This is a genomic window from Methylomonas sp. Uni0011 (genome assembly GCF_056850255.1).
The window spans coordinates 1-3,161 of record NZ_JBVVNO010000038.1 but is presented as its reverse complement, the minus strand read 5'-3'; the positions used below and the strand labels follow the sequence as shown (position 1 = coordinate 3,161).

4 protein-coding genes and 2 pseudogenes are annotated in these 3,161 nt (G+C 50.6%); 4 read left to right on the top strand and 2 right to left on the bottom strand.

Annotation, left to right across the window (positions count from 1 at the left end):
* Positions 1–158 precede the first annotated feature (158 nt).
* The 4 genes from AC0IM9_RS20340 to AC0IM9_RS20325 all read left to right on the top strand — a co-directional run bounded on the left by AC0IM9_RS20340 (position 159) and on the right by AC0IM9_RS20325 (position 2,173).
* A complete protein-coding gene (locus AC0IM9_RS20340) occupies positions 159–599 on the top strand; it encodes a hypothetical protein (protein WP_445372307.1) in 441 nt (146 codons plus the stop codon).
* 90 nt (positions 600–689) lie between these two features.
* Positions 690–1,112 carry a WapI family immunity protein gene (locus AC0IM9_RS20335; protein WP_482805229.1) on the top strand — a complete coding sequence of 141 codons (423 nt, stop codon included), beginning with the start codon at positions 690–692 and terminating at the stop codon, positions 1,110–1,112.
* A 70-nt stretch (positions 1,113–1,182) separates the two neighbouring features.
* The gene (locus AC0IM9_RS20330) at positions 1,183–1,605 is read left to right on the top strand and encodes a DUF3806 domain-containing protein (protein ID WP_445372308.1); all 423 of its coding nucleotides are present in this window, start codon (positions 1,183–1,185) and stop codon (positions 1,603–1,605) included.
* Positions 1,606–1,669: 64 nt separating this feature from the next.
* The gene (locus tag AC0IM9_RS20325; RefSeq protein ID WP_445372309.1) at positions 1,670–2,173 is read left to right on the top strand and encodes a hypothetical protein; all 504 of its coding nucleotides are present in this window, start codon (positions 1,670–1,672) and stop codon (positions 2,171–2,173) included.
* A gap of 98 nt (positions 2,174–2,271) precedes the next feature.
* Here the strand turns inward: AC0IM9_RS20325 and AC0IM9_RS20320 are convergent.
* Positions 2,272–2,541 (bottom strand): annotated as a pseudogene (locus AC0IM9_RS20320) (transposase domain-containing protein); the annotation flags it as partial.
* 356 nt (positions 2,542–2,897) lie between these two features.
* A pseudogene (locus tag AC0IM9_RS20315) lies at positions 2,898–3,161 on the bottom strand (IS110 family transposase); the annotation flags it as partial.

The window sequence follows — 3,161 nt, the reverse complement described above, 5'->3', positions numbered from 1 at the left end:
GGCGGCATCTTGCTTAAATTCCAGACTGTATTTGGGCCGTTTGTGTTTTTGCTCGTTTGTCATGGTCACCTCTGCTGACAGTATAAAGTCTGCCTTTTGAAGTGTCCGGGTTCATTAAACCATTTCATAGCTTCACGTTATGCGTCAAAATAGCTTCGATGAAACAATCAACACTTGAACTGAAACGGAATAGACGTAAAGTTGTAGCCGGGCAAACGGGGCGGGATTACTTTGACTTCATCGTGGATGGAAAGTCTCTTATTGAAATACTAGAGCCGAGTGATTTAATTGGGTGCTTGGGCTGGGGGTGCCCGGAAATAGAAAAGCACACTATTGCGCAACTATTGGCGAAAGAATTGCCTGAGCCTGAAAGCGGACGGGTACCTATTTATATTTGTCCCGAGTGTGGTGATCTCGGGTGTGGCGCTGTAACCGCGAGAATATGTGAAGAATCGGAAAGTTATATATGGTCAGATTTCGCATTCGAGAACAATTACGAAGGTACTGTCGAGCTATATAGCGAAATCGGCCCATTTGCTTTCGACAAGGCCGCATATAGCAAAGTCTTGAAAAAGAGGGAAACTGAAATTGTCGCATAACATGTCGCTCAACCTCGCTCCCTTAGGTCGCTTGACGCTGCGCGATAAAGTCGCGCAGCGCCGGTTAGCTCTACGTTAGGCGACACGGCCATGCTCCGCTTCTCATCAGGTGACAACTTCCTCGAGATGGAGGTCCCGCTCGTTGAAGATGTCTCTGTTCACAGCGTAAACGGGGCGGTCGTGGTCTTGCGAGTTCGATCGAACGGGTACTCCGGCATGAACGATCTGTGGGTACATGCCCCGGACCTCAAGGCATTTGCCTCTGCCCTCGTCCAACTCGAGCGTTCACTTCGCGGCGAAGCACGCCTTGCGTCTATGTCGCCCAATGAGCTTGAGTTGCGTGTGTATGCCGCTTCCTCCACGGGACACCTCGCGGTCCACGGAACTATCGGCCAGCTTGTTAAGGGGGAGAACCAATCGTGCTGGCACTCAGTGACATTTGGCTTCGAGTTCGAGCTTGGGCAACTGAGTAACGCAATCAGTGAACCGTGGGTTCGGCAGAATGTCGCCTAACCGGTCATTGCAGCCGACCGCCTCCGGCGGCGGCTGAATTCCAACGTTATGCCCAATAGTCGGAACTGAAATGGAACAAAAAGTAGAAGAGTTATCGTCAGAGGACATCGCTCGGGTTGAGGCTCAAAGAAAATGGGTTCGGGAGCACTATCCACCCGAATCCGAAGAAAAATACCAAACCCTTGATGGGAAACTCGTGCTTCTGAACGCCATACTCAAGAACAAATGGATCGAGCCTAACGAAACCGCGAAATTTCAATGCTTGGGAATCACATTCGGCGACGCACTAGCACAAAAATTAGGCTTAAAATGGGTCGCTGTTGAAGACGAGTATGGTCGTGATCCAGCGCTTATAGCGGAAGGGACATCAATAATTACATTTCCACTTACTTCCATTTCAAAAAGAATCGAGAAAGGTGAAGAAGTTGATGTTTTTAATTTGTTTGAAAATGCTTGTGCAAAAATCAATGAACTCAAACAACAACTGGCATAACACGTCGCTCAAAGGGACGCTCCGCTTCGCTGCGCGCCCCTTAGCTAGGCGTTAGGCAGAAAATATGAGCTACATCGCTTCGTTTTACCTCGTGAAAGCTTCTCAAGCAGAAGAACTTGTCTCTTTGGCAGAGTTGATTCCAGCCCAGAAAAAATTTCTGGGGATATTTCCTAAAAAGGTGGTGGATACAAAAACGAAGTTCTGGGACTTCCTAGCTAACCACGTATCGGAGTTGAATGAATACGAATACTCTGGGTTTGCTTTTGTCGAGTTATTTGCGCTGCTCCCTGATGTTACCGCTATTAGTAAATCGTCTTTAGGCATTCGTATTGCCAAGGCGATGGACAGCACCTATTTATCGTTCACGGAACACGAAGCGCAGGAGGCTTTGTCGGCGCTGGGTTCTGAACCTCCCAGCGATGCTAAGATTCGAGCCTATTTCGAAGAAGATGACCGGGGCTATGACGCATCGGATTGGGTCATTCCCGTTCAGGAAGCGTGGAGCACTTTGAAGGAGTGGTTGCACCAAGTGCATGATAACGAAATTGGCTTGTTGTCAGTTGGCTAGTGTGCGCCACGGATGCCTAACCCGGCGCTCAAAGGTAAGCGATCTTCGAACGACGTACTTGAATTGAATTGGATAATGTCCTAGCAATTAGAAAGTGATTAAGCCGTTTGATCGGCGAGATTCCAAGGCAACAGTGCTTCGAAGTCCTCAGCGGTTTTCGCCGTGGGGAGCTCTCGGAACAGATCGACCAGATAGGTGTAAGGATCGATACGATTAGCCTTGCAGGTTTCGATCAGCGAATAGAGATTGGCGCTGGCTCGTGCGCCGGCTACCGTGTCGCAAAACAGCCAGTTGCGGCGGCCCACCACGAAAGGGCGTATGGCGTTTTCGCAGAGGTTGTTATCAATAGGCCACGCACCGTTCTCGACAAGACCGTAAGGCGCAATAACCAACGGGCATTGCGCCGAATGACGGAGGTCGACATACGGCGCAATGCGGCTATCGCCTATTGCGTATATGGACTCCTCCCGTTTTGCAAGCAGATCACTTCTGTTGGTAAAAGGTACGACTGCACACGTATATCCGGCCTTTGCTTGAGCTTCATAGGCTCTGGCCATAATGGGCTATTCGCGCGCGGGTGCCTTATCGCCCTAACGTGCTTTTGGGCACAGCGGAATAATCAGGTTTCACCAGCGCCGGTTCGTCCGGTTGCCATCAGGGTGATGCTTCGCAATCGAGTGGATTGCTCTTTTATCTCAATCGGTTTGGGCGTGACAGTTTTCTGTCAGGCACAAGCCGATTCCCCAGCCGGCCGGTCTCGGTCCGGTTGGTAGTCGATGTTCTTGCTCAATAACGCCCAGGCAATTCGGGCGTTTTTATTGGCTAAGGCCTCGGCGGCGATGTTTTTGTTGCGTCGCTCGTTGAGGGTTTGCAGCCAGCGGCTGCGCGGATCATCTTTTTGTCCGGCGACTTTCAGGACGGCCCGCGCTCCGTGGATCAACAAGGTCCTCAAATAGGCATCGCCTCGCTTACTGATGCCCAACAGCCG